The organism is Pseudarthrobacter sp. S9 (assembly GCF_050156545.1).
Lineage (GTDB): Bacteria > Actinomycetota > Actinomycetes > Actinomycetales > Micrococcaceae > Arthrobacter.
This window is the reverse complement of record NZ_CP189576.1, coordinates 3,258,774-3,284,412: the sequence shown is the minus strand read 5'-3', so window position 1 is coordinate 3,284,412 and position 25,639 is coordinate 3,258,774. Positions and strand designations below refer to the sequence as shown.

Here is a 25,639-nt window from a genome sequence, read left to right as displayed (position 1 = left end):
TCGGCTCAGCGCCGCTTCTTCTTGGCCGCGCGGCGGCCTGCGTCCTGCGCCGCCGCCTTCGCCGGGTTGCCGGAGCGTCCGGAGCTCTTGGCCTCGATGCGGGTCTGGGCCGCACCGTCCTCGCCGGGGGCGGTGTACTGCAGCTGCGCCGGCTTCTCAGGAGCTTCGAGCCCGGCTGCGTGGATCTGCGGCTCGTGGTGCTCCGTATGCTGGCCCGCGGCGTCCGCCACCAGCACGTCCTCGGCCGGAGTCACCTCGACCTCGAGGTTGAACAGGAAGCCGACACTTTCCTCGCGGATGGCCTCCATCATGGCCTGGAACATGATGAACCCCTCGCGCTGGTACTCCACCAGGGGATCGCGCTGGGCCATTGCCCGCAGGCCGATGCCCTCCTTGAGGTAGTCCATCTCGTAGAGGTGTTCCTGCCACTTCCGTCCGATCACGGACAGGACAACCCGACGCTCGAGTTCGCGCATGCTGTCGGAGCCGATCGCCTGTTCCCGGGCCTGGTAGACCAGGCGGGCGTCGGAGAGGATCTCTTCCTTGAGGAATTCAACCGTGATCCGTGACTTCCCGCCGGCCTCGTCGATCACGTCGCGCGGTGTGACGCTGACCGGATACAGCGTCTTGAGGTTGGACCACAGCAGGTTGAAGTCCCAGTCGTCGCCGGTGCCTTCGGCGGTGGCTTCGTCGATGAAGGCGTTGATGGTGTCTTCCAGGAAGAACTGGACCTTCTCGTGGAGGTCATCGCCTTCAAGGATGCGGCGCCGGTCGCCGTAGATTGCTTCGCGCTGGCGGTTCAGGACGTCGTCGTACTTGAGGACGTTCTTGCGCTGTTCGGCGTTGCGGCCCTCCACCTGGCCCTGCGCCGAGGCGATGGCCCGCGAGACGAGCTTGGATTCGAGCGCGACGTCGTCGGGCACCGAGCTGTTCATGAGCCGCTCGGCGGCGCCGGAGTTGAACAGGCGCATCAGGTCATCGGTCAGGGACAGGTAGAACCGTGACTCACCGGGGTCGCCCTGACGGCCGGAACGTCCGCGGAGCTGGTTGTCGATGCGGCGTGATTCGTGCCGTTCGGTGCCCAGCACGTAGAGGCCGCCGAGCTCGAGGACTTCCTCGTGCTCTTCCTTGACCGACTGCTTGGCGGCCGCAATGGCGGCGGGCCAGGCGGCCTCATATTCGTCGGAGTTCTCCTCCGGATCCAGTCCGCGCGTGGCCAGTTCGGCGACCGCAGTGAATTCGGCGTTGCCGCCGAGCATGATGTCAGTGCCGCGGCCGGCCATGTTGGTGGCTACGGTCACGGCGCCCTTGCGGCCTGCCTGGGCGACGATGGCGGCTTCCCGGGCGTGGTTCTTGGCGTTCAGGACCTCGTGCCGAACACCTTCCTTGGCCAGCAGCCGGGAGAGGTACTCGCTCTTCTCGACGCTGGTGGTGCCGACGAGGACCGGCTGGCCCTGTTCGTGCCGTTCGGCGATGTCCTTGACCACGGCCTCGAACTTGACGGCCTCGTTTTTGTAGACGAGGTCCGCCTGGTCGAGCCGCTGCATGTCCATGTTGGTCGGGATGGCCACGACGCCGAGCTTGTAGGTGCTCATGAACTCGGCGGCCTCGGTTTCGGCCGTACCCGTCATGCCGGCGAGCTTGTCGTACATGCGGAAGTAGTTCTGCAGCGTGACGGTGGCGAGCGTCTGGTTCTCGGCCTTGATCTCGACGCCTTCCTTGGCTTCGATGGCCTGGTGCATGCCCTCGTTGTAGCGGCGCCCGGCGAGGATGCGGCCTGTGTGCTCGTCCACGATCAGCACCTCGCCGTCGAGGATGACATAGTCCTTGTCCCGCTTGAACAGTTCCTTGGCTTTGATGGCGTTGTTGAGGAAGCCGATCAGTGGGGTGTTGGCGGACTCATACAGGTTGTGGATGCCGAGGTAGTCCTCGACCTTCTCGATGCCGGCCTCGAGGACGCCGACCGTGCGCTTCTTCTCGTCGACTTCATAGTCGGCCTCGGCCTTCAGCCGCGTGACCACCTTGGCGAATTCGCTGTACCAGCGGTTGGTATCACCCTGGGCGGGGCCGGAGATGATCAGCGGCGTGCGGGCCTCGTCAATGAGGATCGAGTCCACTTCATCGACGATGGCAAATTGGTGGCCGCGCTGGACCAGCTCTGACTGGTCCCATGCCATGTTGTCGCGCAGGTAGTCGAAGCCGAATTCGTTGTTGGTGCCGTACGTGATATCGGCCGCGTACTGCTCACGGCGGACCGAGGGATCCTGGTTGGACAGGATGCAGCCGCTGCTCAGGCCCAGGAAGCGGTAGACGCGGCCCATGAGGTCGGACTGGTATTCGGCAAGGTAGTCGTTCACGGTAACGACGTGCACACCGGTACCGGCGAGGGCGTTGAGATAGGCCGGAGCGGTGGCCACCAGCGTCTTGCCTTCACCGGTCTTCATTTCGGCGATGTTGCCCAGGTGCAAGGCGGCGCCGCCCATAAGCTGGACGTCGAAGTGGCGCATGCCGAGGGTGCGTGAGGATGCCTCACGTACGGCAGCGAAGGCCTCCGGCAGGAGATCGTCCAGCTTCTCGCCGTCCTGGTGGCGTGCGCGGAGACGATCGGTTTCTTCGCGGAGCTCGGCGTCCGTGAAGGTCTGGAAGGAGCTTTCCAGGGCATTGATGGAATCGGCATAATTCCGCAGTTGCCGCAGGGTTTTTTTGTCACCCGTGCGGAGAAGTTTTTCGATAAGTGATGCCACGTGAAGTTGCTCCCAGTCTCAAGCCGCCGAATTCTGGCGTGTTTAGTCTACGGGAGAGACACAGCGCCGGTTGCGCCTGTTCCCTCAGAGCGGATGCGGACGCCCACGGCGTCCGCGAGCGCCGGTGCCAGATCCCCCGTCGGGGAGACAACGACTCCGTCCAGTCCCAGCCACTCTGCCATTAGCTGCAGTTCCGCGGCGAGTTCGACGGCGGTGTCCGCCGGCGCGCCCGGCTCCGCATGGGCGGCCCTCGCCAGGAGCCGTCCGCCGGCACGGTCTGCCTTGAGGTCCACCCGTGCCACTATCCCGTCGCGCAGCAGGAACGGCAGCACGTAATAGCCGAATCGGCGCCGAGGCTCCGGTGTGTAGATCTCGATCCGGTAGTGGAACCCGAACAGCGCCTCGAGCCGCCGGCGTTCAAAGACCAGTGAGTCGAAGGGGCTCAGGAGCGCCCGGCCGGTGGCTGCTCGCGGGAGTTTCGCGTCAACATGTCGGTACAGCGGTTTGTCCCAGCCTGCGACCGTGACCGGTTGCAGCCGGCCGGCCGCAACGAGGTGCTCCACGGAAACGGCGGCCGCCCGCAGTGGCGTCCGGAAGTAGTCCGCGAGGCATTTCACGGTCCCGATCCCGTGGGCCTGGGCTGCGGCGTCGATCAGCCGGTCCATCGCGGCGGCCGAATCCGGTTCGAGTCCCCCGCCTGAACCGTCCTGGCCGGGCAGGACCTTGGCGGTCAGCGTATACCGCCGTTCGAAGGATTCGGTCCGGGAGGCGGCAGAGACGAGGCCCGCCTCGAAGAGATGTTCCAGGACCCTTTTGACGGCGTTCCAGTTCCAGCCCCAGTTGTCCGGCTGCCTCTCCTCCACATGACCCAGCCGTGCCGTCAGTTCGGCGGCGGTCAGTGGCTTCCCGGCAGCGAGGGCTTCCAGCACCCGGGACGCGACGCCGTTCCGCAGTTCCGGGTCCATCGCCGAAGCGCCGACCCAGTTCCGGTTCTGCCACTGCACCAGATCGTGGAAATGCTCCGGCCGGATGAAACTGGCCTCATGGGCCCAGTACTCCATCATCCGGCGCGGATGGGTCCCTGCCATGCGCTGCAGGATCGCGCGGTCGTAGTTCCCGAGGCGGGAGAAGAACGGCAGGTAGTGGCTGCGGGAGAGCACATTGACGGAGTCGATCTGGACCAGGTGCAGCCGGGCAAAGGTACGGCCCACCGCCCGTGCAGTCACGGGTCCGGCGGGCCGCACCTTGTCCAATCCCTGGGCTGCCAAGGCGATCCGCCGTGCCTGTTTGAGGCTCAGCGATTCACGCACGTCAGTCCCTTCATCGAAAAAGTCAGCACCAGCTTATGCGCTGGCGGGCTCATCCTGGGAACGGTAGGCGAGGATCTGTTCCTCCAGCTTGGAATGCCCCGGCTCGCAAGTCTGGTCCAGGGAGATAACCCCGTACGTCCAGCCGTCACGGCGGTACACCACGGACGGCGCCTTGGATTCCTTGTCCACGAAGAGGTAGAAGTCGTGGCCCACAAGTTCCATGTTGTCGACTGCGTCGTCGAGGGTCAGGCTTGACGCAGGAAAGACCTTCCGGCGGATCAGCACGGGCGAGTCGCCGGCCGGGATGTCGTTCTCGACCTCATACGGCGACTTCCCTGCCGCCGGCACCGGGGACTCCTGCTGATGGCTCGCCTCAACGTAGAGGGGCTCGCTGGGACTTGCCGGCTCAAGGGTTGCCGTTGCCTCGGTGACGGACTTCGGCGTGTGCCTGCCGTGGTGGACCTTCTTGCGGTCCTTGGCCCTGCGCAGGCGTTCAAGAAGCTTGTTGTAGGCGAGATCGAACGCGGCGAACTTGTCGGCGGCGCTTGCTTCGGCACGGATCACGGGGCCACGGCCCAAGACAGTCAACTCAACCGTGAGCAACTCCGCGGTCTGGCGGGCCTTGGTCTCCTTGGTGACCTTCGCGTCCACCCTCTGGACCTTGTCTCCCAACGATGCGATCTTTGAGATCTTCTCGTCGGCGTATTCGCGGAAGCGGTCTGAAACCGTCAAGTTACGTCCGCTGATCATGAACTCCATGGTGCCCTCCAAATGACTTCGGTGACACGACGGCGGCACTTCCCGGGGCCGATCTGATTGACAGTCGAGCCCCTTTCCGAGCCGCTATCGACAGGTACATCTGTTCTTGGTACCCATCTTCGACGTTAGTTCATAGCCCCCTGTTATTCATCCTTTTCCGGTTTATTTTTTTCCTTGTCGTCCCCCTTCCGCGCTAGGGCACGGCCGGCGGCCCGAAGTCGGAGATGACCGGCGGGCGTGTCGCGGCGAGGACCACGGCGCCGCGGACCAGCGCCCCTGCTTCCCGCAACGCGCGGGCAGCCTCCGCCAGCGTGGCCCCTGTGGTGAGCACGTCGTCGACGATGATGCATGGTTGTCCCCGGACGTCCGGCCCGCGCAGCCCGGCCCTGGCTCGCATGGATCCGCGCACGCGCTGGGCCCGGGCCCCGCGCCCGAGTCCCTTCTGCCCGCCAGGCAGACGGCGGGACTCCTCGGGCCCGGCGCCCGGACCGGGCAGGGGCAGCAGCCTGCGGATCATCGGGGATCCTGAGGGCTTCCGGATCCGGGCGAGGGGACCGGCCTTCCGCAGGGCGTCAACGACGGTGAGCCCGGGAACTTCATGGCTGCGGCTGAGCCTACGGAGCAGGAGATGGACCGGGCTGAATCCCCTCTTCCGGAAGGCGCTGCTGTTGGTGGGCACGGGAACGAGGAAGAGTCCCTGCGCCTGCCCTGCGGCGGCATTGAGGGCCCGCGCCAGGCCCTTCGCCAGCACGTCTCCGAGCTGTCCCTGGCCGTGGCTCTTGAAGGACAACACGCACTGCGCCAGCTCCCCCCGGTAGGCACCGGCAGCCACCACCGGAAGGAGTACGGACCCGTCCATGTCCATCAGGGCCGGCGCCTGGGCCTCGGTCCGGAAAGGGCTCAGCGTCAGCAGGCGGACTTGCCGCTCGCAGACGCCGCAGAGGGCGGCATCCTCCGCGCCGCAGCAGACGCAGTCCACCGGCGCGGCGAGAGCGAGCAGTTCAGCCGCTGCCGCCGCGGTCCTGTCAGCCATCCTCACCAGCGGACGGGCGTACTCGCCGCGGTGTTTCGCCGCTGTCAGCGCTGCCGGAGCCAGGTCCGGATCCTCGGTCTGCCGCAGGTTCCCGGCGTGCGGGTTCCCGGCATGCTGGTTCCCGGCGTGCTGGTTCCCGGCATGCCGGTTTCCGGCGTCGTCAGGGCGGGGCGGTCGGCTGCTCATCCTCCGAGCCTGGACCGGCAGCGCACGCGGCGGAAGCGCCGTCGGCCCCTATGTGGAAAACGAGCGGGAACAGCGCTGGCGGACCGGTCGAGGCGGCCGGGCGGGGACGCACGTCGATGGGCCGGTTCCGGACCAGCCGGACGGGTCAGCCGGGAAAGGCCGGGTCGATGGGGCCCTTGAGCTGGGGTGACCAGCCGTTGCCCAGCCGTTGGAAGATCCCCTCGGCGGACTGGCCGAAGATCTCCTCCGGGCCATTGCCGGCGCTGAGGGCTGTCAGCCCCGGCCACGGCGCAAGCTGTTGCGGCTGTGCAGAGGTCAGGGACAACAGCTCGGGTGTGACGTTGTCGCTGGCGGAGCCCTTCATGACGGCAACGGTAGTGTCGTCCACCCACACCCCCTGGTCCGGGTCCCGGGGGGTCAGGAGGGTCATCGGCGCGGTCAGATCCCTGGGGGTGCCGTCCGCGGTCCGGATGATGCCCGTGACCTGGACGTTTGACTTGCCGTTCTGCTCCGAAATGACGAGGGCACGCGTACCGTCGCGGGATACCCTGAACTCCTTGACCGTCCGCCCGGCAAGCCAGCTCGGCGCCAGGGTCACAGTGGGCACACTGGCGCCCTCCGCCAGGCCGGCTGGCTTGTAGGCAATGACTTCGGTGCCGCCGGTCGCCCCCGGTCCGGCCGTCCACACCCAGTCATACCGGCCGAAGGAGGGACGTGTCAGGGTGGCCCGGGTGGTCAGCGCCCTGGCGGGTTGGCCCGGCACGATCGAGTACAAGGTGGTGCGGCCGGCGTTGAGGAACGCCACGGACTGTGAGACGGGAGATTCCGCAGGAGCCCGGGGCGCGAGCGCGGCGACGGACTGAATGTCCGGGAGTGGTGAAAGCCTGTTGTTTTCGTACCGGACCAGGTCATTGTTGCTCACGGCGATCTGGTGGGCGGGGACGTTCTTGTCCCGTACCGGCGGGAGGACCGTCCCATTGTCTTCGACCCGCACCAGGTCCTGATTGGCCCGGAGCTCGACGTTGACGACATCGGGCTGGCTGCGGAAGGTCAGGGCCAGCTGGGTTTGCATCCGCAGCCTGTCCTCGTTGGAGGCATCAACCAGATCCTTGGCCGTGAGATCCACCTGCGCCGCCCCGGAGACCACCGGCACCGATTCCCGGGCCAGTTTGATGCCGGAAGGGAATGCACTGACGACGGCGCCCTTGAGATAGGGGGCGGGTCCGCCCAGCAGGGCACTCGTCATGGCCTTGACGGTCTTCTTCCTGATGAACCACCGGACATCGGGGACCGCGTACGTGAACGTGGGGTCGTAGAAGTAGATCGGATAGGCGCCGTAGATGACTTTGAAGGTCTCTTCCGGGATGGCGGTACCGTCCGGGATCTCCGAGATCCTCCATTCGCCGTCCACCTGGGTCAGCGTGACCGGAATGTTCTCCGTGGTGCCCTCGGGAAGCTGGGTGGCCACCCCGTCGGCGTCCACCGAGTACGCCAGGTCGAGCTCGTAGTTGAAGACGTTTTCAACGCCGGTGGGCACAACCCTGGCCCTCCGGAAGACGAGCGCCCGCTGGTCCGGCTTCCAGGACACGGACGATGCCTGCGTGAGGTACTGCCGGGCGACGGCGTAGTCGTCCTCGTAGCCGCTGCCAGCAAGGTAGAAGTCTTCTATCACGGCTTCCGGCCCTGCCCCGGCGCGGGGCGCCGACGGGAAGAACACCGGGGCGTTGGGGTTTCCGGCACTCTCGTCCGTGCTCTTGCCGACGGGGCCCGACCGCGGGATCTGGGCGCAGGACGTCAGCAGGAACAGGACCAGGACGAGCAGGGCCGCACCCGCCCGGGTGAACTTTCCCGAAGTACCACTCATACCACGTCCTCCGTTCCGATGTCGCCGTCGGTGATGGCGCCCGCGATGTCGCCGTCGGTGATGGCGCCCGAGGTGTCGCCGTCGGAATTGGTGCCGCCCTCGGGGGTGGCGCCGCGATCCGGACGCGGGTCCGGGGCCGGCGACGGGTCAAGCAGCAGCATGGTCCGCTCGCGTCCGGCGCCGGGCAGGCCGACGTCGACCGGCCCCAGCTGGAGGGGCGATTTGGTGATGGTCTCTCCCTGTCGCAGCGGAAGGGTCAGGCGGAAATTGGCCCCGTTCCCCTTCTTTCCCCATGCCTGCAGCCAGCCGTTGTGGAGCTTGGTGTCTTCGGCCGCGATGGACAGTCCCAGCCCGCTGCCGCCGGTAGTTCGGGCCCGGGCGGGATCGGCACGCCAGAAGCGGTCGAAGACGCGGGCCGCCTCCGCGGGAGCCATGCCGATTCCGTGATCCCGCACAGCCACCGCCACCGCGGCGTCATTGGCGGCCACGGAGATGTTCACCGGCCGACCCTCGCCGTGTTCCAGGGCATTAAGGACCAGATTGCGCAGGATCCGGTCTATCCGGCGGTCGTCCATGTCCACTATGATGCTGCTGGCAGGGGCGTTGAAGGTGACCGCCGAGCCGTACTCGGCGGCGACGGGCGCCACGCCGTCCATGACATGCGAGATGAGCTGGACGATGTCCGTGGGTTCGGCGTCGAGGGTGGCCGCGCCCGCGTCAAAGCGGGAGATTTCCAGCAGATCGGCCAGCAGCGACTGGAACCGTTCCACCTGGTTGTAGAGCAGCTCCGCGGACCGCTTGTTGATGGGGTCGAAGTCCTCGCGCGCGTCGTAAAGCACTTCCGCGGCCATGCGCACCGTGGTGAGCGGGGTGCGGAGCTCGTGGGAGACGTCGGAAACGAACCGCTGCTGCATCTGCGACAGCGTGGCCAGCTGGGTGATCTGTTCCTGGAGGCTGGCGGCCATGTGGTTGAATGACGCCCCGAGCCGGGCGACTTCGTCCTCGCCCTTGACCACCATGCGCTCCTGCAGCTGGCCGGCGGCGAGCTTTTCGGAGACGACGGCGGCATGGCTAACCGGACTCACCACGTTGCGGGTGACGTACCAGGCGATGCCGCCGATCATGAGCACCAGCGCGGCCCCGCCTGCCAGGAGGACGTTCTGGATCTCATCGAGGGTCTTCTGGGCCGTGTTGAGGTCATAGATGAGGTAGAGCTCGTAGACGGTGCCATTGAAGGTCACCTTGTTGCCGACGGCGATGCCGGGCCGGTCCTCGGTCCCGACCGGGAATTCCGTGGACGCCCAGTACTGGTCCTTGCCCGAATCCTCGACGGCCTTGCGCAGATCCGCGGGGATGACGCTGATCGTGAGCTGGTCAGAGGCACGCGATTCGACCCAGCGGTTGCGGGGCTTGGTCTGCTCCGGCATCGCTTCGAAAACATAGCGGCGCTGGATCACGGACCCGCGGCCCTCGACGGCGTTCAGGGTGTCGTAGACCAGGGTGATGACGCTCGACTGGTCGGTGACCTGGGCGCCGTCGAAGGTGTCCTGGACCTGCTTGACGTTGTAGCGCGTCTCCGATTCGGCCTGGGCGAGCCGCTCCTGGAAGAGGTTGTTGGCGATTTGGTTGGAAAGATAGGCGCCCACCAGCGCAAATGAGCTGATGGCGAGCATGAGCGTGGTCAGCACTGTCCGGAACTGCAGCGACCGGCGCCACCGCCGGTGGACCGCCCGGAGCAGGTAGCGGATGCCGGGCAGGAGGCGTCCCGCCCCGGTGCGGACGAGGCGGCCGACCCTAACGCCGACAATCCGTGCCCGCTTCGCCCACAGCCTGGCGCGGAAGACGAGCGCATGCCGGGAGCCCGGCTCGCCGTCAGGACGCGCGTCTCCGGGTTCCTGCGCCGGGGTTTCAGGAACCTGCTTTGTAGCCGACACCACGGACCGTCAATACAACTTCGGGGGCTTCCGGGTCACGTTCGATCTTGGACCTCAGCCGCTGGACATGGACATTGACCAGCCGGGTGTCGGCAGCGTGGCGGTAGCCCCAGACCTGCTCCAGGAGCAGCTCACGGGTGAAGACCTGCCACGGCTTGCGCGCCAGGGCGACCAGCAGATCGAATTCCAGCGGCGTCAGCGAGATCCGATCGCTGCCGCGGCTGACGAGGTGGCCGGCGACGTCGATAGTGACGTCCGCGATCCGCAGGGTTTCCGGCGCCTTCAGGTCGCCGGGCCGGAGCCGCGCCCGGACACGGGCTACGAGCTCGGCTGGTTTGAAAGGCTTCGGCACGTAGTCGTCGGCCCCGGACTCGAGTCCCCGGACCACGTCCGAGGTATCGGCTTTGGCCGTCAGCATCACGATAGGGACGTCGGACTCGGCTCGGACCTGGCGGCAGACCTCGATGCCGTCCATCCCCGGAAGCATGAGGTCGAGCAGCACGAGGTCCGGCTTCGAGGAGCGGAATACTTCCAGTGCCTGCCCGCCGTCAGCGCAGAAGACGGGCTCGAATCCGTCGTTGCGCAGCACAATACCAATCATCTCGGCGAGCGCCTCGTCATCGTCCACTACCAGAATGCGTGCCTTCATAGTTATATATTCCCCTATTGAATTGGCTTTGTCGTATTGAGCGGCTCACCGGCATGGCGCGGGCTGTTCCCGGCGGGGGCTCTCGGCAATGGCGGCCCGGGTCTTCCGGCCGCCCCGGCCCGGGCGTAGATCCGGCTGAAGGCGGCCGGTCTGTTGTGACAATCGGCGTGTTGTCCTGCATGCTGTGGACAGGCCCCAGTCAACCAGCCAGGACCCCAGGAGGACTCCGTGAACACCCCTATCTACGAGCTCGCCCTTGGCCGTGACTTCGCCCGGCTGCAGCCGGAGCTCCAGGAGTACTTCTCGCTCGCGCCGGGATCCGGCCACTACGGCGTCGGCGAGGGGGTGTTCGACGTCGTCGGCTGCAGGCAGCCCTGGCTGCGTCCCCTGCTGCGGCTCGCAACGGGCGAGCAGGCCTTCTTCCCCGAATACGGTGAGGAAATCAGGTTCCGGATCGAGAACCACGCCCACCTGGACCCGTTCGGCCGTTCGAGCCTGACCGCCCGGCGCGAAATCTTCTTCCCGGGCACCACCCGGCTCTTCCACGACACCACCAGCTTCGATGATTCCGGCAGCAGGCCCGGGCTGGTGGACTACGTCGGCCGCTACCGCCGGCTCGTCACGGACCTCAACCTCAGCGTCACCCCGGACGGCAGGCTGCGGGGTGTGTCCGAGGCGTCCCGGTTGTTCCTGGGACCGGTGCGGATTCCGCTCCCGGATGCCCTCGATGCCAAGGCCTACGCCGAACAGTGGTGGGAGCCGCAGGACGGCGTCGCGGGCAGGCACCGGATCCAGGTCAAAGTGATCCAGCCCCAGATCGGCCTGGTTCTGGTCTACGCCGGACGCTTCGACTACCGGCTTGAGCCCTACCCCGGCGCCACCCCCACATCGGGCTACCTGCCCGGGCGCGCCCGTCCGGACCGCTGGGAGCGCCGGGTCTAACCGAGGACCAACTGGTTGAGCCCGTCCGCCACCTGGGTCAGCCGCGCCAGGACGGCCGTCGCGGACGATGGCGAATGCTGCGCCAGCCCCTCCGACGGCGTGACACGCAGGGCTCCGAGCGTCGACGCCGGGAGCCCCAGCTGGCACCACGGCCGCCAGACGTATTCCACCACTTCGGCAACCCGCGGCAGCCTCGCGGCGGGATCAGCCACGTCCAGGGCTCCGGCCCAAAGCCGTTTTCCGGCCTCCACCGCACCGGCGAGCTGCTCCCACTGCCGGGAGGTGAGCGCGCGCAGCGGCACGGCGATCCCGTCCGCGCCGGCGGCCAGGATCCGGTCAATCGGCGCCTCGACTTCAGGGACCGCCACCACGACTTCGACGGCGCCCGCGGCGCGGAGCGCGTCAATGACCAGCTGCCAGGACTCGGTGATTTCCTGGCCGGGCACGGACCGCAGCGTCCGGTAGCCGCTGGACGTCGGAATGGTACCGCCCAGTACGGACGCAATCTCGGGTTCGTCGATCTGCACCACGATCCGGGCACCCGGTGCCGCCTCAGCCACTCGCTTCAGGTAGCCGTCCACGCCGGCCGCCAGGGACGCCGCGATGTCGCGCCGTGCGCCGTAGTCGATCAGGGCCCGCTCCCCGTTGTGGAGGTGCAGGCCGGCGGCGAGGCTGTGCGGTCCGCGCAGCTGGATCTTGATATCCGCGGACGGGGCGTCCTCGGCACCGATCAGGTCCGCCAGGATGTTGATGTCGGTGGACAGCGCCGACTTCGCCCGCATCAGGTCCTTGCCGGGCCGGTCCACGAGCCTCCAGCCGTAGGGCTGGACGTCGATGGAGAGTTCCACGAGCAGTGACGCGGTCCGGCCGAGGGCATCCGAGCCGACGCCGCGGTCGGGAAGCTCGGTGAGGAAGGGCAGATGCGGACTGCCGAGTTCACCGCGGACGATGCGCGTGGCCTCGATCGGGTCCTCGCCGGGCCATGGACCCAAGGCTGTCGCGGTGACCTGTCCGGGATCCGGCAGCGACTGTACTGCCATGGCTAAGCGTCTGCGGCGACGGTAGCGTCCGCGGAGCCGGCAGCCTGGACAGCAGTGCCGCCGTCGGCGTTCCTGGCCGCTGCCTGATGGTCCTCGGCGATGGCTTCGTGGTGGCGGATGACCTCGCCGATGATGAAGTTCAGGAATTTCTCGGCGAAGGCCGGGTCCAGGTGGGCCTCCGCGGCGAGGCGCCGCAGGCGGGCGATCTGGGCCGTCTCCCGGCCGGGGTCGCCCGCGGGAAGTTTGTGCGCTGCCTTCAGGAAACCGACCTTTTGCGTCGCTTTGAAGCGTTCGGCCAGAAGGAACACCAGGGTGGCATCAATGTTGTCGATGCTGGAGCGGATCGACAACAGCTCCGCCATCACCGCTGGGTCCACCTGGCCGGCCAGGGAACTGGCCGCGGGGTCATAGGAATCAGCATCAGGAAGATTGAGGTTCTGCTCGGTCATTGACCCAGTCTAGGGGCACGGGGCCAATCACTTCTGCTGTTAAGCGCGGTAGCAGCCGCCTCCGCTGGCCTCCTCACAGGGACATGCCCACCGTTCGGAGCGAACGGTGGGCATGTCCCCCCGGGAATCCCCCAGGAACGCCCCGGGAGGCCCCGACAACGCCCCGGTGAGGGCGCCGCGGGGCGTGCCGGAAAGGCTAGCCGTGGAGCACGGCGCGGAATTCTTCCCGGCGCCGTGCCTGCTCGTCAGGGTCCGGTACGGGCAGGGACGCGATGAGCTTCTTCGTGTACTCTTGCTGCGGATTGCCCATGACCTGGTTCCCGAGCCCCTGCTCCACCATCTTGCCCTTGTAGAGCACCCCGACCCAGGGGGAGAGCATGTCCACGACGGCGAGGTCATGGCTGATGAACAGGGCCGCGAAGCCGAATTCCCGCTGGATCTCCTTGAAGAGGTCCAGCACCACGGCCTGCACGGAAACGTCCAAGGCCGACGTCGGCTCATCAGCGATGAGCAGCTTCGGGTTCAGGATGAGCGCCCGCGCCAGGGAGGCGCGCTGCCGCTGTCCGCCGGAGAGTTCATGCGGGAACCGTTCAGCGTACGACGCCGGCAGCTGCACCGATTCGAGCAGCTCGCTGACCCGCTTGCGCGCCTCAGCCGGTGTCGGGTTGGCGTGGATGATCAGCGGTTCCGCCACGCAGTCGCCGATGGTCAGCTGCGGGTTGAAGGATGCCGCCGGGTCCTGGAACACGAAGCCGATCTGCTTGCGGAGCGGTTTGAAGGTGCGCTCCTTGAAGTTCAGCATTTCGTAGCCCAGCACGTTGAGGCTGCCGCCCGTGGTCCGGTTGAGCCCTGCGATGGCGCGGCCGATGGTGGTCTTGCCGGAGCCGGACTCCCCCACGAGGCCGAAGACTTCCCCTTCGGACACGGTGAAGCTGACGCCGTCGACGGCCTTGAACGCCGGGCTGCCCAGCCTTCCCGGGTACTCGATCGTCAGGTTCTTCGCCTCCACCAGCACCTTGCCGCCCTGGTGGGCGCGTTCCGTCATGCCTTCGGAGGCGGCGTTGCGGCCGAGGTGCGGAACGGCTGCGAGCAGCTTCTTGGTGTAGTCCTCCCTGGGCTGGGCGAACAGGACCCGTGCGGGAGCTTCCTCCACCACATCGCCCTGGTACATGACCACCACGCGGTCGGCGAGGTCGGCCACCACTCCCATGTTGTGCGTAATAAGCACAATGGACGTCCCGTACTTGTCCCGCAGATCCCGAAGCAGGTCCAGGATCTCCGCCTGGACAGTGACGTCGAGGGCTGTGGTCGGCTCGTCTGCCACGATCAGGCCCGGGTTCAGAGCCAGCGCGGCGGCAATGACGACGCGCTGCTTCTGGCCGCCCGAGAACTGGTGCGGATAGTAGTTGACCCGGCTTTCCGGGTCCGGGATGCCCACTTTGCGGAGGGCTTCGATCGCCCGAGACCTGGCTTCCTTCGCGGAGACACGGTGGCCGCCGCTGCCGGTGTCGGCGTGAGCCCGGATGCCCTCGGCAATCTGCCAGCCCACGGTGAAGACCGGGTTGAGCGCCGTTGACGGTTCCTGAAACACCATGGCGACGTCACGTCCGCGGATCTGCCGGAGCTTGGCCGCGCTGACGCTGATCACGTCGTTGCCGTTGATGAGGACGGCACCCGAGCTGGTCGCCGTTTCCGGCAGCAGTCCCAGGATGGTCTTGGCCGTGACGGTCTTGCCGGATCCCGATTCGCCGACGATGGCAACGACCTCGCCGGGGTTGACCTCGAGGCTCACGTCCTTGACGGCGTAGACGTCGCCGCCGTCCGTGGCGAAGGTGACTTTGAGCTTGTCTATGTCCAGAACCGGGCGTCCGCCCGCTTCCGGCTGGTCCGAAACGGAACCGATGTTGAGGGTCATAGCGTTCTCGCTTCTGCTTCGATGGCGGCCTGGGCGCCCGTGCCGGCGTCGGGGCGCCCGGCTGGCACCTTGCCCCCGGCGCGCTTGCGGCCCCTGAGCCTTGGATCATTGAGATCGTTCATGCTCTCACCGACGAGGGTAAGTCCGAGCACGGTCAGAACGATGGCGGTACCGGGGCAAACGCCGGTCCACCAGATTCCCGATGAGGCGTCAGCCATGGCCTTGTTGAGGTCGAAGCCCCACTCGGCGGCCGACGACGGTTCGATGCCGAAGCCCAGGAAGCCCAGTCCCGCGAGGGTCAGGATTGCCTCCGAGGCGTTCAGCGTGAAGATCAGTGGCAAGGTGCGGGTGGCGTTCTTGAAGATGTGGCGCCCCATGATGCGGATGCTGGAAGCACCCACCACCTTGGCTGATTCGACGAACGGCTCCGCCTTCAGCCGGATGGTTTCGGCGCGGATCACACGGAAATACTGCGGGACGAACACCACGGAGATGGCGAACGAGCACGCGAGGATGCCTCCCCAGAAGCTGGACTGGCCGCGGTTGATGACGATCGACATCACGATGGCCAGCAGAAGTGACGGGAAGGCGTAGATCGCATCGGCGATCACCACGAGCACCCGGTCCAGCCAACCGCCGAAGTAGCCGCTGACGAGGCCAAGGGCAACGCCGAGGAAGATCGACATGGCCACCGCGACAACGATCACGATCACGGCCGTCTGGGAACCCCAGATCACCCGGGAGAAGACATCGTAGCCGCCCACGGTGGTGCCCATGATGTGGCTCCCGCTGGGGGCCTGCTGGGCGGGGAAGGTACCGGACTCGTCACTGAGCTGTGAGTAGCCGTAGGGCGCGATGACCGGTGCAAGCACGGTGGTCAGCAGGAAGAAGATGGTCAGCACGAGGCCGGTGACGAGCATGCCGCGCTGCAGCCCGACGCTCTTCCTGAAATGCGAGATCACCGGAAGCCGGTCGATGAAGGGCTGTTTGCGCCCGCTTACTGTGGTTGCGTTCATGGCTAGTACCTCACTCGCGGGTCGATCAGGGCTGCGACTACGTCGACGACGAAGTTCGTGACGGCAACGATGACCGCCAGCAGCACAACGATGCCCTGGACAGCGACGAAGTCGCGTGCGTTCAGGTACTGGACCAGCTGGTAGCCGAGGCCCTTCCACTCGAATGTGGTCTCGGTCAGGACGGCGCCGCCGAGCAAGAGGGCGATCTGCAGCCCCATGACCGTGATGATGGGGATGAGCGCGGGCTTGTAGGCGTGCTTGGTCACGAGCCGGAATTCGCTGACGCCGCGGGACCTGCCGGCTTCGACGTAGTCCTTGCCCAGCGTGCCGATCAGGTTGGTGCGGACTAGGCGGAGGAACACCCCGGCCGTCAGCAGCCCGAGGGCGACCGCCGGGAGGACGGCATGGGCCATGACGTCGCCGAGGGCCGTCATGTTGCCGCTGCGCAGCGCGTCCAGCCAGTAGATGCCGGTCGGCGCGGACAGGCTTCCCATGGCCAGCTCGGTCCTCGTCGAGGCCCGTCCTGCGACAGGCAGCCAGCCGAGCCAGACCGAGAAGGTCAGCTTCAACAGCAGGCCTGCGAAGAACACGGGGGTGGCGTAGCAGAGAATCGCGAAGAAGCGCAGGACGGCGTCGGGCGCCTTGTCGCGCCGGTGGGCGGCGATCATTCCGAGCGGGATGCCCACAAGCAAAGCCACGATGACGGCATTGATTGCCAGCTCCAGGGTTGCCGTGCCGAACGTTGCGAGCATTTCAACAACGGGCCGGCGGTCGGTGATTGTCGTGCCGAAGTCCCCCGTCGCCACTTGGCCCATGTATTCGAAGTACTGCACTATTATCGGCCGGTCGTACCCGGCGTCGTGGATGCGCTGCGCCAGCACATCAGGGGGAAGCCTGCCGCCCTGGGCGGCAGTGATGGGGTCGCCGATGACCCGCATCAGGAAGAAGACCATGGTCACCAGGATGAACATGGTCGGCAGGATCAGGAAGAACCGGACCAGGATGTAGGTCCCCAGCCCCCCGCCTGATGATTTTTTCTTGGACGGAAGGAGTCCGTCGGCGTCGCTTGGCGGCGCCTCTATCAGTGTTGTCATTGGTACCTAAAATTGTGCTTTCGCGGCCATGGGCCGGCCCCGTGAACTGCAGTTGCGGTGATGGCCAGGAAAGGCGGGGCGCCTCGAGGGCGCCCCGCCTCCTAGGCTGGTCAGGACCGCAGGGATGCAGCCTTACTTTGAAACAGTTCCCAAACGGAACTTGAAGGAAGCGTCGAGGGTGGAATCGACACCCTTGACGCCGCTGCCGGAAACGGCAACCTGTGCGCCCTGGAGCAACGGAAGGGTGGAGATGTCCTTGGCCAGGGCATTCTGGGCATCCTTGAGCGCGGACTCGCGAGCGCTCTTGTCCACGGTGGTGAGCTGCTTGTTGATCAGATCCGTGACAGTGGAGTTGTTGTAGTGGTTCTTCAGGAAGCCGCCGTCCGGGAAGAACGGGGTCAGGTAGTTGTCGGCGTCGCTGAAGTCCGGGAACCAGCCGAACTGGAACACGGGGTATTCATCGGCCCTGCTGGCCTTGGAGTAGGTGACCCATTCCGTGGACTGCAGGTTGACCTTGAACAGGCCGGACTTCTCAAGCTGGTCCTTGATCATGGCGTATTCATCGCCCGAGGACTTGCCGTAGTGGTCCGGGTTGTACTGCAGGTTCAGCGTCACGGGCGTGGTCACGCCGGCAGCGGTGAGGACCTTCTTGGCCTTTTCCAGGCTGGGCTTGCCGGCGTCGCCGTACGCGTCCTTGAACGATTCGTTGGCGCCGAGGAAACCGCTGGGAACGTTGGAGTACAGGGGAAGGTAGGTGCCCTTGTAGACCTGGTCCGCAATGGCCTTGCGGTCCACGAGGTTTGCGACGCCCTGGCGGACGGCGAGTGCCTTGGCCGGATCGGCGTCCGCGGACTTGGCACCGAACGGCATCGTGTCAAAGTTGAAAGTGATGTAACGGATTTCGCCGCCGGGACCGACGTTGACCTTGACCTTGGAGTCCTTCTTCAGGTCATCGATGTCGGTGGCGCTGAGGCTGCGGTTTGCCACGTCAATGTTGCCCTGCTGGATGTCCAGCTTCATGTTGGTGGGATCCGCGTAGTACTTGATCGTGGCGGCATCGTTGGCCGGCTTGCCCAACACACCCTTGTAGTCCGCGAAGGCCTTGAAGCTGACCAGCTCGTTCTTCTTGTACGTGTCGATCGTGTACTGGCCGTAGAAGGCCTTTGCCTTGACGATCGAGTCGTCGTCGAGCAGTTTGTCGGCCGGGAAGACTTCATCGTCCACGATCGGTGCGGCAGGGCTGCTGAGGATCTGCGCGAAAGTCTGGTCGTTGGCCAGCTTCAGCTTGAAGACAACTGTGGTGGCGTCCGGGGCGGTGACGCTGTCCACGTTGGCCAGCAGGCTTGCGGGGCCGGCGGGATCGTTGATCTTGGTCTGCCGGTCAAAGGAGAACTTGACGTCCTTGGAGTCCAGGGTGTGCCCGTTCGCCCACTTCAATCCTGACTTGAGCTTGACCGTGTACTCCGTCGGCGAAGTGAAGGATGCGGACTCGGCCAGGTCCGCCACGGGATCGGCGCCGCCCGGCTTCGAGTTGAGCAGGAAGGAGTAGATCTGGTTCATCACCATGAACGAACCGTTGTCGTACGCGCCCGCAGGATCCAGGGCGGTGACCTTGTCCGTGGTGCCGTAAGCGATCGGACCGCTTGCCGCGGCTGATGACCCGCCCCCGCCGCCGGACGGGCCCGTGCAGGCTGTCAGTGCAAACGCGGAAACCCCGGCGAGCGCGATGGCGCTCTGCAAGGCCTTTTTGTTCATTGCCATCTGTGAACTTTCTGTTCGATGAGTACTAGCGCAGCCCGAAGTGAACGAATGGCTCGGCGGGCGGCACGCTGTGCTGATTCCTAGATTCAACCAGAAAATCATTCGGTGAATCGTTGCATCTTGTGAGTTGAGACACAAAATTTACACGAACCGAAGGAACTCATCGCTTTCTTCAGGATTCCGCCCGGATCTTCGGCAGCGGAAGGGCGCAGACGACGACGGCCCCGCCACATGGGCGGGGCCGTCGAGCGAACGGTGAATGGGCCGCCCGGAGGGTGGGTGCCCGGAGTGCGGGCCGCCGGTTCCGGGCTTAGAGCGCGGCGCGCTGCAGCGAGCGGGCGGCGTCGATTGTCGCCTGGCCCAGCACGCGGCTGCCCTGGTAGAGCACCACGGTCTGGCCGGGGGCGACGCCGCGCAGGGGCTCGATCAGGGTGACCACGAGGTTCCCCGCTTCCATGTGCGCCCGGGCCGGGACGGGGTCACCGTGGGCGCGGACCTGGGCGTAGCAGTCGAACTCCTCGCCGGTGTCCACCTCGGCGATGGGCAGCCCGGCCCAGGAGACCTTGATGCCGCGGATCCCGTCGATGGCCAGGAGGGCCTCGGGCCCCACGACCACCTTGTTTTCCTTCGGCCGGATTTCCAGCACGAACCGCGGTTTTCCGTCGGCGGCAGGGGTGCCCAGCTTCAGTCCGCGGCGCTGGCCGACTGTGAAGGCGTTGGCGCCGGGGTGCTCGCCGACCTTCGTTCCGGCCTCGTCCACGATGTCGCCCGTGGTCATCTCAATCTTCTCGGCCAGCCATCCGGCGGTGTCGCCGTCGGGGATGAAGCAGATGTCGTGGCTGTCGGGCTTGTTGGCGACAGAGAGCCCTCGGCGCTCGGCCTCGGCGCGGACCTCGGCCTTGGAGGGGGTGTCCGCCAGCGGGAACATCGAGTGCTTGAGCTGTTCGTGGGTGAGAACGCCGAGGACGTAGCTCTGGTCCTTGGCCCAGTCGGCGGCGCGGTGCAGCTCGGGGTTGCCGTCGGCGTCGGTGATGACCTTGGCGTAGTGGCCGGTGCAGACGGCGTCGAAGCCCAGGGCGATCGCCTTTTCCAGCAAGGCGGCGAACTTGATGCGTTCGTTGCAGCGCATGCACGGGTTGGGGGTGCGTCCGGCGGCGTATTCGTCGATGAAGTCCTGGACGACGTCTTCCTTGAAGCGCTCGGAGAAGTCCCAGACGTAGTACGGGATGCCGAGCACGTCGCAGGCCCGCCAGGCGTCGCGGGAGTCCTCGATGGTGCAGCAGCCTCGGCTGCCGGTCCGCAGGGTGCCGGGCATCCGGGACAGCGCCAAGTGGACCCCGACGACGTCGTGTCCGGCCTCGACGGCGCGGGCTGCGGCAACGGCGGAATCAACGCCGCCGCTCATGGCTGCAAGAACTCGCATACTGGCTTTCTCTGGATTTCGGGGATTGCCGGCATGACTAACACAATGCCTGCCCTGGCATTCTATCGCCACGCCGAATGCTGGCCCAAAAGGCCTTGACGGGACACCACCGCGATTCTAAAGTCAAATTTACTGCTTTTAGAATTGGCTGTCGTGGAAACACCTACGGGAATCGAGCGGATCATGGCTGTTGAGGACATTGTGATCGTGGGCGGCGGCCTGGCCGGCGCCACGGCCGCCAAGACCCTGCGCACGGAAGGCTTCCCCGGGCGCATCGTGGTGCTCTCCGCAGAGGTCCACCATCCGTACCTGCGGCCGCCGTTGTCGAAGGAATACCTGCTGGGCAAGGCCGGCGACGACGCCCTGCCGGTGGTGCCGCCGGAGTGGTACGCGGATAACGACGTCGAACTGCGCCTCGGCGTCCCCGTCACGGAATTGGACCCGGCGGCCCGCACCGTAGGGCTGGGCGACGGCAGCCGGCTGGACTATGCCTCGCTGTTGCTCGCCACCGGGGCACGCCCCCGGAGCATTCCGCTGCCGGGTAGCGGCCTGAAGGGCGTGAGCACCTTCCGGACGCTGGACGACAGCCGCCGCCTCCGCAGCAGCCTCGCCGACGGCGGCCGGAACGTCGTCATGGTCGGCTCGGGCTGGATCGGGATGGAACTGGCCGCTGCCGCCAGCAGCTATGGCAATACCGTCACCTTGCTCGGGCTGGAGGAGGTGCCACTGGGCGCGGCCATCGGTCCGGAGCTCGGCGGTTTCTTCCGCTCGCTGCATGAGGCCAACGGCGTGCGGTTCAGGCTCCCCGCCTCGGCCGCGGAGATCACCGGCAACGCCGGCCGGGTTACGGGCGTGCGCACCGATGCCGGCGAGATCCTGGCCGCCGAGCTGGTGGTGATTGCCGTGGGAGTAGTGCCGGAGGTGTCGCTGGCGGAGGCGGCCGGGGTGCCGCTGCGCAACGGGATTCTCACCGACGCTTCGCTGCGGACCGGAACACCCGGGATCTTCGCCGCCGGCGACGTCGCCAACGCACTTCACCCGTTCACCGGGGAGCACCACCGCAGCGAACACTGGTCCAACGCTCTCAACGGCGGCAAAGTCGCGGCCAAGTCCATGCTCGGCCAGGACGCCATGCTGGACACGATCCCCTATTTCTATACGGACCAGTTCGACGTCAGCATGGAGTATTCCGGCTTCCCGACCCTCATTTCCGGCCCGCCCACGATCCGCGGCTCGCTCGACGAAAAGGTGTTCATCGCCTTCTGGCAGCGCGAGGGGCGGGTGGTCGCCGGGATGAGCGTCAACTGGCCCCGCTCCGGCAAGCCCCAAAAGATGATCAAGGCACTCATTGCGGCGCGGACCGCCGTCAGCCCGCAGGCGCTCGCGGATTCCTCCGTGCCCCTGGATCAGATTCTGCCGGAGGCCTGACGGGCCACGGTCCCGGCGGTCTGGATGGTGGACTCATGCCCTGCCATGCCGGCCTGGCGGGCACGGGCGTAGGCCCCCGGCAGCGCCGCCAGTAGGGCGTCGACGTCGGCGTCGGTGGAGGAATGCCCCAGGGTGAACCGCTGGGCGCCCCTCGCGGTGTCCTCGTCCAGGCCCATGGCCAGGAGCACATGCGACGGCCGCGGAACCCCGGCCGTGCAGGCCGAACCGGTGGAGGATTCCACCCCGGCCAGGTCCAGCAGGAACAGCAGCGAATCGCCTTCGCAGCCTGGGAAGGTGAAATGCGCGTTGCCCGGCAGCCGCCCGGTACCGGGCGCGCCGCGCAGCACCGCCTCGGGAACGACCGCGCGGACGCCGTCGATCAGCCGGTCCCGCAGCGCTGAGATCCGTACGGCTTCTTCCGTGAGCCTCGCGGCGGCGGCTTCGGCTGCCGCGGCGAAAGCGGCGATCGAGGCGGTGTCGAGCGTGCCGGAGCGGACGTCGCGTTCCTGTCCGCCGCCGTGCTGGACCGGCGTCAGCTTCACGGCGCGCCCCAAGATCAGGGCGCCGACGCCCACGGGGCCGCCGATCTTATGGCCGGAGATGGACATGGCATCCAGGCCGGTTCCGCGGAAGTCCACGGGGAGGGAGCCAAAGGCCTGGACGGCGTCGGAGTGGACAGGCACGCCGGCACAGTGCGCCAACTCCACGATCCGGGCAACGGGCTGGATGCTGCCGACTTCGTTGTTGGCCCACATGATGGTGACCAGGGCGATCGATGCCGGGTCGTGGGACAACTCGGCCTCCAGCGCGGCCAGGTCCACCACGCCGTCGGCGTCCACGGGCAGCCAGCGGACGTCGGCGCATTCGTGCCGTTCAAGCCACTCCACGGTGTCCAGGACGGCGTGGTGCTCGACGGCGGAGCACAGGATGCGCGTGCGTGCCGGGTCCTCGGCGCGCCGGGCCCAATACAGTCCTTTGACCGCGAGGTTGTCGGCTTCGGTGCCGCCGGATGTGAAGATCACTTCCGAAGGATGGGCCCCGGCCGCGGCGGCCAGCGCTTCGCGGGCATCCTCGACGGCCCGCCGAGCGCGCCGGCCCGAGCCGTGGAGCGAGGAGGGGTTGCCGGTCCGGGACAGTTCGCGCGTCAGCGCAGCCAGTGCCTCCGGGGCGAGGGAGGTGGTGGCGGCATGATCCAAGTATACGGGCACACGCCAATTCTACCCGCGGCCCGGCCCCGTTCCTGGTGTACATTCGAGCGGTGAAAGCGTCCCTTTACCTTGTGCTGGCCACCCTCTTCTGGTCCGGGAACTTCGTTGTCGGCCAGGCCGCCGTCGCCTCGATGACCCCCCTGGACCTGACCTTCTGGCGCTGGACGCTGGCTGCCGTACCGCTGCTGGTCCTGGCGCATTTGGCGGAGAAGCCGGACTGGCGTGCCGTGCTGCGCCGCTGGCCCGTGCTCCTGCTCCTGAGCGTCCTGGGGATGAGTGGCTACACGCTCCTGCTCTACGGCGCACTCGGCCACACCTCGGCCGTGAACGCCTCGCTGATCACGGCGGCTAACCCGGCCCTGATCGTGGTCATGGCGATCTTTCTGCTCGGCGAGAAGACCACGCGCCTGGGCTGGACCGGCATCTGCCTGGGGCTGCTGGGCGTGCTGCTGGTCCTGAGCCGGGGTGAATTTGAGCGGGTGTTCAGCCTCTCCATCAATACGGGGGAGCTCCTGATGATCGGTTCGATTGTGCTCTGGGGCTGCTACACGATCATCGCGCGCAGGCTCGAGATGCCGGCCATCGCCGCCACCGCCGTCCAGGTGGCCATGGCGACGGTGACGCTGGCGCCGTTCGCCCTCGCCATGCACGTGCGGTTTCCGGAGACTGCAGTCGAGGGCTGGTCGCTGGCGTATATTGCCGTCTTCCCCTCCCTGGGCGCCTACCTGTTGTGGAACCTGGCACTGAAGTCCACCGCACCGGGGACCGCGGGGAACTACCTCAACCTGATCGTCGTCTTCACGGCCGTCATCACCGTGGCGACGGGGACGCCGCTGACCGCCGTGCAGATCGTGGGAGGCGTGCTGGTGGTAGCGGGCGTCCTGCTGACCGGCATGAAAGGGCAGGCCCGGCTTGGAGTGGCCCGATCCGTCAAAGTGGCCTGATCCGGGCGCAGCACTGCCCGGGCTGGGCTGCCCCCTGCGCCCTGAGGTCCTCGATGGCGAGGGCTTCCACCCGGTCCGGGGCCACGCCGCAGCCGGCGGCAGCTCCGCCCAGGAAGGCCCCGTTCATGGCGCAGACCACCTCGGTATGGCCTACGGCGATGCGGTGGAAGGGGCAGTTCAGCAGCAGCAGGCCGCCCTCGCCGTCGTCCTCGGGGCGGTAGCCCTCCGCCGTGAGGAGTTCCGCGAAGCCGGCGGAACCGGGTGTGGCCTGCACGGTTGCGTTGCCTGCCGCCTGGCCGACCGATTTTCCCCTGGAATAGGCGGCCCGGAGCAGGGCCTCGCGGGCGGATCCGCCGTCGGCCGCCGATTCCTCGATCGCGGAGACCAGCAGCTCGGCGGCCAGATCGTAGTTGCGGTCCGGAACCGAAGCGGCCACTTCCTGGACCGCGGCCCGGTACAACTTGGCGGGACGGCCCGAACCGGGCCCCTCCCGGCCGCCGAGCTTCCGGAACTCGACGGCGAGCAGGCCGTCGCGGACGAGCCGGTCCAGATGGAACGACGCAGTGCTCCTGGCCAGGTCGAGGGCGCCTGCGGCGTCGTCGCGGCCGACGGCTTCCTCAGCCGAGGCGACGAAGTCAAACAGCTGCCGGCGGTTGTCATCGCCCAGGGACACGACGGCCGCCAGCCTGCGGGCCCACGGAAGTTTGCTCATGGGACAAGAATATCTCTAAAAACAAGATTCGTTGCTTAATCTTGGTGCGCGTTCTAAAATCAGAATATCTATTTTTAGAAAAATCCACTTTAGAAGGAGCCAACCATGAAATCTTCACCCGTCCTCGCTGCGCCGGCACAGTCCCTCGCGGCGGACCCGCATCGCCAGGCCTTCCTGTTGCTGCGGACAGTGTTCACTGTCGCACCGATCATCTTCGGCCTGGACAAGTTCACCAATCTCCTCACCGACTGGACCATGTATCTCGCCCCGGTGGCCACGTCTGTGGTGCCGCTGCCGGCCCAGAGCATCATGTACATCGTGGGCGTGGTTGAAATCATCGCCGGCCTGGCGGTGGCTTTCCGGCCGCGTTTCGGATCACTCCTGGTGGCCGTCTGGCTGCTGGGCATCATCATCAACCTGATTGTGCTCGGGAACTTCTTCGACGTGGCGCTCCGCGACTTCGGCCTGCTGGTGGGAGCCCTGGCGCTGAACAGGCTGTCTCCGCGGAAGGCCGGCTAGGCCCTTCGCCGGGGAAAGCGGCAGTGCCGCGGCCTCTCGTCGCGCGGCCCTGCGTCCATTTGCCGGAGACGGCCGGAATGCGGGGCCGCAAAGCGGCCATCTCCGGCAAACGAGGCAAGCCGCGGCAAGCGGCCGGTGTACGGGCTCGATGCCCGAGTACGCCCACGCAAGGACCCGCACCGGCCCCGGGACCACGTCAATGGTCAGGGTAGTGCCCCGATCCGCTCGCCGTCGGCGTAGGCCTCGAAATTGTCGCCCTTTCATGCCTCCGCTTCATGCCTCCGCCGATCGACTGGCCGTTGGCGACGGAAATCAGCACGGCTCCCTGCTGCCAGCGGTCGCCGTCGGCCGTCACGGTGTAGTTGATGGCCCGGAACGAGCCCAGTTCGCGGAGCATGGCCAGCTGCCCGGCGTCGATCATCCGGCCGCCGCGGGCAAGGGACGCGAGCATCTGCCCACCACGAGGGCATCCACGCCTGGTTCCAGGGTCCTGTCAACGGCCTCGGCGAGCACCATAGCCGTCCTTGCACAGAAGCAGGACGCCGGCCCCGCCCGCGCGGAAGTACTCCGCCGTTTCCTTGCCGGCATGCTTCCCGCGGCCAAATGATGCCCGCGGGTTGACGGCAACAGCGATAATCGTGCACTGAATCATGCCGGTCCCCGGGAACCATACCGGCGCGCGCACTCGTTATTCCTCCAGCCGGTTAAA

General features: G+C 66.7%; 21 protein-coding genes. 4 read left to right on the top strand and 17 right to left on the bottom strand.

Annotated features, from left to right (window positions below; all coding sequences use genetic code 11):
- Positions 1 to 5 precede the first annotated feature (5 nt).
- The 7 genes from secA to mtrA form a co-directional block, all read right to left on the bottom strand.
- Complete coding sequence (secA, locus tag ACQCSY_RS15670; RefSeq protein WP_427130182.1) at positions 6 to 2,744, bottom strand: preprotein translocase subunit SecA; 2,739 nt, start codon at positions 2,742 to 2,744, stop codon at positions 6 to 8.
- A 47-nt stretch (positions 2,745 to 2,791) separates the two neighbouring features.
- Positions 2,792 to 4,054 (bottom strand): winged helix-turn-helix domain-containing protein, encoded by a 1,263-nt coding sequence (locus ACQCSY_RS15665; protein WP_427130181.1) that lies wholly within the window; start codon positions 4,052 to 4,054, stop codon positions 2,792 to 2,794.
- Positions 4,055 to 4,087: 33 nt separating this feature from the next.
- On the bottom strand, positions 4,088 to 4,813 hold the full coding sequence (hpf, locus tag ACQCSY_RS15660) for a ribosome hibernation-promoting factor, HPF/YfiA family (protein ID WP_427130179.1): 726 nt from the start codon (positions 4,811 to 4,813) through the stop codon (positions 4,088 to 4,090).
- A gap of 193 nt (positions 4,814 to 5,006) precedes the next feature.
- Positions 5,007 to 6,032, bottom strand: a complete 1,026-nt coding sequence (locus ACQCSY_RS15655) for a ComF family protein (RefSeq protein ID WP_427130177.1) — start codon at positions 6,030 to 6,032, stop codon at positions 5,007 to 5,009.
- A 145-nt stretch (positions 6,033 to 6,177) separates the two neighbouring features.
- The gene (locus ACQCSY_RS15650) at positions 6,178 to 7,896 is read right to left on the bottom strand and encodes an LpqB family beta-propeller domain-containing protein (protein WP_427130175.1); all 1,719 of its coding nucleotides are present in this window, start codon (positions 7,894 to 7,896) and stop codon (positions 6,178 to 6,180) included.
- Positions 7,893 to 9,833 (bottom strand): MtrAB system histidine kinase MtrB, encoded by a 1,941-nt coding sequence (mtrB, locus tag ACQCSY_RS15645; RefSeq protein ID WP_427130173.1) that lies wholly within the window; start codon positions 9,831 to 9,833, stop codon positions 7,893 to 7,895. The genes ACQCSY_RS15650 and mtrB overlap by 4 nt, the downstream gene beginning before the upstream one ends.
- Positions 9,805 to 10,479 (bottom strand): MtrAB system response regulator MtrA, encoded by a 675-nt coding sequence (gene mtrA, locus ACQCSY_RS15640; RefSeq protein WP_427130171.1) that lies wholly within the window; start codon positions 10,477 to 10,479, stop codon positions 9,805 to 9,807. The genes mtrB and mtrA overlap by 29 nt, the downstream gene beginning before the upstream one ends.
- Positions 10,480 to 10,707: 228 nt before the next feature.
- On the opposite strand from mtrA, the gene ACQCSY_RS15635 reads away from it, so the two are divergent.
- A complete protein-coding gene (locus ACQCSY_RS15635) occupies positions 10,708 to 11,421 on the top strand; it encodes a DUF4166 domain-containing protein (protein ID WP_427130170.1) in 714 nt (237 codons plus the stop codon).
- Here ACQCSY_RS15635 and ACQCSY_RS15630 read toward each other — a convergent pair.
- From ACQCSY_RS15630 to mnmA, 7 genes are all read right to left on the bottom strand, one after another.
- Positions 11,418 to 12,461, bottom strand: coding sequence for a hypothetical protein (locus ACQCSY_RS15630; protein ID WP_427130168.1), 1,044 nt, complete (start codon positions 12,459 to 12,461; stop codon positions 11,418 to 11,420). The genes ACQCSY_RS15635 and ACQCSY_RS15630 overlap by 4 nt on opposite strands.
- A 2-nt stretch (positions 12,462 to 12,463) precedes the next feature.
- Entirely contained in the window at positions 12,464 to 12,910 is a 447-nt protein-coding gene (locus ACQCSY_RS15625; protein WP_427130166.1) for a chorismate mutase, read from the bottom strand.
- Positions 12,911 to 13,106: 196 nt separating this feature from the next.
- Positions 13,107 to 14,825 (bottom strand): ABC transporter ATP-binding protein, encoded by a 1,719-nt coding sequence (locus ACQCSY_RS15620; RefSeq protein ID WP_427130164.1) that lies wholly within the window; start codon positions 14,823 to 14,825, stop codon positions 13,107 to 13,109.
- Entirely contained in the window at positions 14,822 to 15,841 is a 1,020-nt protein-coding gene (locus ACQCSY_RS15615; RefSeq protein WP_427130163.1) for an ABC transporter permease, read from the bottom strand. Before ACQCSY_RS15615 ends, ACQCSY_RS15620 begins: the two co-directional genes overlap by 4 nt.
- 2 nt (positions 15,842 to 15,843) lie before the next feature.
- On the bottom strand, positions 15,844 to 16,935 hold the full coding sequence (locus ACQCSY_RS15610; RefSeq protein WP_427130162.1) for an ABC transporter permease: 1,092 nt from the start codon (positions 16,933 to 16,935) through the stop codon (positions 15,844 to 15,846).
- Between the two features lie 132 nt (positions 16,936 to 17,067).
- Positions 17,068 to 18,696, bottom strand: coding sequence for an ABC transporter substrate-binding protein (locus ACQCSY_RS15605; protein WP_427130160.1), 1,629 nt, complete (start codon positions 18,694 to 18,696; stop codon positions 17,068 to 17,070).
- Between the two features lie 310 nt (positions 18,697 to 19,006).
- The gene (mnmA, locus tag ACQCSY_RS15600) at positions 19,007 to 20,119 is read right to left on the bottom strand and encodes a tRNA 2-thiouridine(34) synthase MnmA (RefSeq protein WP_427130158.1); all 1,113 of its coding nucleotides are present in this window, start codon (positions 20,117 to 20,119) and stop codon (positions 19,007 to 19,009) included.
- Positions 20,120 to 20,302: 183 nt separating this feature from the next.
- Here mnmA and ACQCSY_RS15595 point away from each other — a divergent pair, with 183 nt between their 5' ends.
- Complete coding sequence (locus tag ACQCSY_RS15595; protein ID WP_427135872.1) at positions 20,303 to 21,547, top strand: NAD(P)/FAD-dependent oxidoreductase; 1,245 nt, start codon at positions 20,303 to 20,305, stop codon at positions 21,545 to 21,547.
- Here the strand turns inward: ACQCSY_RS15595 and ACQCSY_RS15590 are convergent.
- Entirely contained in the window at positions 21,526 to 22,755 is a 1,230-nt protein-coding gene (locus ACQCSY_RS15590) for a cysteine desulfurase family protein (protein ID WP_427130156.1), read from the bottom strand. The two genes, ACQCSY_RS15595 and ACQCSY_RS15590, sit on opposite strands and share 22 nt — an antisense overlap.
- Positions 22,756 to 22,805: 50 nt before the next feature.
- Between ACQCSY_RS15590 and ACQCSY_RS15585 the strand changes: the two genes are divergently transcribed.
- The gene (locus tag ACQCSY_RS15585) at positions 22,806 to 23,699 is read left to right on the top strand and encodes a DMT family transporter (protein WP_427130154.1); all 894 of its coding nucleotides are present in this window, start codon (positions 22,806 to 22,808) and stop codon (positions 23,697 to 23,699) included.
- Here the strand turns inward: ACQCSY_RS15585 and ACQCSY_RS15580 are convergent.
- The gene (locus tag ACQCSY_RS15580) at positions 23,686 to 24,411 is read right to left on the bottom strand and encodes a helix-turn-helix transcriptional regulator (protein WP_427130152.1); all 726 of its coding nucleotides are present in this window, start codon (positions 24,409 to 24,411) and stop codon (positions 23,686 to 23,688) included. The two genes, ACQCSY_RS15585 and ACQCSY_RS15580, sit on opposite strands and share 14 nt — an antisense overlap.
- Positions 24,412 to 24,516: 105 nt before the next feature.
- Between ACQCSY_RS15580 and ACQCSY_RS15575 the strand changes: the two genes are divergently transcribed.
- Positions 24,517 to 24,930 (top strand): hypothetical protein, encoded by a 414-nt coding sequence (locus ACQCSY_RS15575; protein ID WP_427130151.1) that lies wholly within the window; start codon positions 24,517 to 24,519, stop codon positions 24,928 to 24,930.
- Positions 24,931 to 25,126: 196 nt separating this feature from the next.
- Here ACQCSY_RS15575 and ACQCSY_RS15570 read toward each other — a convergent pair whose 3' ends face one another.
- Positions 25,127 to 25,381 carry a hypothetical protein gene (locus tag ACQCSY_RS15570; protein WP_427130149.1) on the bottom strand — a complete coding sequence of 85 codons (255 nt, stop codon included), beginning with the start codon at positions 25,379 to 25,381 and terminating at the stop codon, positions 25,127 to 25,129.
- Positions 25,382 to 25,639: the final 258 nt, after the last annotated feature.

Bases quoted from the DNA above. Each gene is read 5' to 3' on its own strand.
- hpf (WP_427130179.1), bottom strand. From the start codon at position 4,813: ATGGAGTTCATGATCAGCGGACGTAACTTGACGGTTTCAGACCGCTTC.
- ACQCSY_RS15655 (WP_427130177.1), bottom strand. From the start codon at position 6,032: ATGAGCAGCCGACCGCCCCGCCCTGACGACGCCGGAAACCGGCATGCC.
- ACQCSY_RS15650 (WP_427130175.1), bottom strand. From the start codon at position 7,896: ATGAGTGGTACTTCGGGAAAGTTCACCCGGGCGGGTGCGGCCCTGCTC.
- mtrA (WP_427130171.1), bottom strand. From the start codon at position 10,479: ATGAAGGCACGCATTCTGGTAGTGGACGATGACGAGGCGCTCGCCGAG.
- ACQCSY_RS15630 (WP_427130168.1), bottom strand. From the start codon at position 12,461: ATGGCAGTACAGTCGCTGCCGGATCCCGGACAGGTCACCGCGACAGCC.
- ACQCSY_RS15625 (WP_427130166.1), bottom strand. From the start codon at position 12,910: ATGACCGAGCAGAACCTCAATCTTCCTGATGCTGATTCCTATGACCCC.
- ACQCSY_RS15620 (WP_427130164.1), bottom strand. From the start codon at position 14,825: ATGACCCTCAACATCGGTTCCGTTTCGGACCAGCCGGAAGCGGGCGGA.
- ACQCSY_RS15615 (WP_427130163.1), bottom strand. From the start codon at position 15,841: ATGAACGCAACCACAGTAAGCGGGCGCAAACAGCCCTTCATCGACCGG.
- ACQCSY_RS15610 (WP_427130162.1), bottom strand. From the start codon at position 16,935: ATGACAACACTGATAGAGGCGCCGCCAAGCGACGCCGACGGACTCCTT.
- ACQCSY_RS15605 (WP_427130160.1), bottom strand. From the start codon at position 18,696: ATGGCAATGAACAAAAAGGCCTTGCAGAGCGCCATCGCGCTCGCCGGG.
- mnmA (WP_427130158.1), bottom strand. From the start codon at position 20,119: ATGCGAGTTCTTGCAGCCATGAGCGGCGGCGTTGATTCCGCCGTTGCC.
- ACQCSY_RS15595 (WP_427135872.1), top strand. From the start codon at position 20,303: ATGGCTGTTGAGGACATTGTGATCGTGGGCGGCGGCCTGGCCGGCGCC.
- ACQCSY_RS15580 (WP_427130152.1), bottom strand. From the start codon at position 24,411: ATGAGCAAACTTCCGTGGGCCCGCAGGCTGGCGGCCGTCGTGTCCCTG.
- ACQCSY_RS15575 (WP_427130151.1), top strand. From the start codon at position 24,517: ATGAAATCTTCACCCGTCCTCGCTGCGCCGGCACAGTCCCTCGCGGCG.
- ACQCSY_RS15570 (WP_427130149.1), bottom strand. From the start codon at position 25,381: ATGCTCGCGTCCCTTGCCCGCGGCGGCCGGATGATCGACGCCGGGCAG.